Source organism: Mesorhizobium sp. M7A.F.Ca.US.005.03.2.1, assembly GCF_003997795.1.
Taxonomy (GTDB): Bacteria; Pseudomonadota; Alphaproteobacteria; order Rhizobiales; family Rhizobiaceae; genus Mesorhizobium; species Mesorhizobium ciceri.
In genome coordinates this window covers 1-1,519 of record NZ_RZRP01001154.1, presented here as the reverse complement: position 1 = coordinate 1,519, position 1,519 = coordinate 1, and the positions used below count along the sequence as shown (strand labels likewise).

Sequence of the window (1,519 nt, the reverse complement as noted above, 5' to 3'; positions counted from 1 at the left end):
TCGTCACGCCCGGCCGCAGCGCGACCAGGAACTTCAGTTTTTCGGTGAGTGTCGCGAGGCCCGTCGCGGTGATCCAGGAATCCTCGCAATTCTGGCCGGTCGGCAACAGCACGCCGGGAAAGCCGAGCCGGTCGACCGCCTGCGCGATCTCCTTGAAGTAGCCGAATTCGGGCGGCCGCTGCTGCTCCTCGGAACCGAGATAGGAGCCGTCGCCATGCGTCGGGATGAACCAGAAGAAATCGAGCGGTGCGGTGCTGGCAGGCGCGGTCATGTCTGGCACAGTCACGGGCGGATCTCCTGGAGATATGGGTGCGAACGCAAATGGCGCCGGGCGTTCTCACCCGGCGCCGTCAGGGGACAAGTCAGTTGCCGGGTGCCGTCCACACCGCGTCGGAGATGCGGACCGCGTTCGGGATCAGCCCGAGCTTGAAGAAGCGGTCTGCGGTCGCCTGCTGGCCGGCGATGATCTCGTCGGTGATCGGGAAGACGCCGAATTTGGTGCGGTTGGCGGCGATGATCTGCGCGTCGAGCGGCACGCCGGTCACCTCATGCAGCGCCGCGGCCACCTTGTCGCGGTTCTGGTCGGCCCATTTCGCCGCCTCGCCCAAGGCTGATATCGTTGTGGTGACGGTTTCGGGATGCGCCTTGGCGAAGTCCTTGTTGGCGAGGAAATAGGTGTTGACCTTCAGCACCTCGCTGGAGCGGGCCAGCACACGCGGCTGGTAGCGGGTTTCGGCGATGGCGAAGAACGGATCCCAGACGGTCCAGGCATCGATCTGGTCGCTGGCAAAGGCTGCGGCCGCATCCGCCGGGCTGAGATAGACCGGCGTGATCTGGTCGAACGGGATGCCGGCCTTCTCCAGCGCGGCGACGAGCAGATTGTGCGCGCTGGTGCCCTTGCCGACACCGACGCGCTTGCCCTTGAGATCGGCGACCGACTGGATCGGCGACGCCGGCTTGACGAAGATCGCCTCGCCCTCGCCATTCGACGGCAGCGCTGCGGCATAGACGATGTTGGCACCGGCCGACTGGCCGAAGATCGGCGGCGCGTCGCCGGTCCAGCCGACATCGATGGCGCCGACATTGAGCGCCTCGACCAGCGGCGGACCGGCGGTGAACTCGACCCACTTGACCGTCACGCCCTTGTCTTCAAGTGCCTTCTCGATCACCTGCTGCTGCCTGGCGATCACCGGCAGGCCGGTCTTCTGATAGCCGATGCTGAACTGCTTCAGCTCCTGCGCCGTGGCGCCGGACGACACGGCAACCGTCGCCGCCAGCAGGCCGATGCCGAAAACACGTCTCGTTAGATTGAACATTGATCCCTCTCCTTCGCTGCGGATCGGCGCCGGAAATGGCCTCGCCGGTTGGAAGATGGATGAGGCTAGGTAATTCTATAAATTTAGTAGAGGAATGATTTTGCGAGTTAGAGGGGAGAATGGGAATTATCTTCTTTGGCTACCTGGAATTCGCCATCCTGGGGTCTGCGCTGCGTCGCTTCGCTCCTTGCTCCGCCCTAGGA

2 protein-coding genes are annotated in these 1,519 nt (G+C 64.1%); both read right to left on the bottom strand.

Annotated features, from left to right (window positions below; translation table 11 throughout):
- The coding region (locus tag EN991_RS35700) for an LLM class flavin-dependent oxidoreductase (protein ID WP_164765150.1) at positions 1-271 on the bottom strand (271 nt) is incomplete at its 3' end.
- Positions 272-362: 91 nt separating this feature from the next.
- Positions 363-1,316, bottom strand: coding sequence for a sulfonate ABC transporter substrate-binding protein (locus EN991_RS35695; RefSeq protein ID WP_127224153.1), 954 nt, complete (start codon positions 1,314-1,316; stop codon positions 363-365).
- Positions 1,317-1,519: the final 203 nt, after the last annotated feature.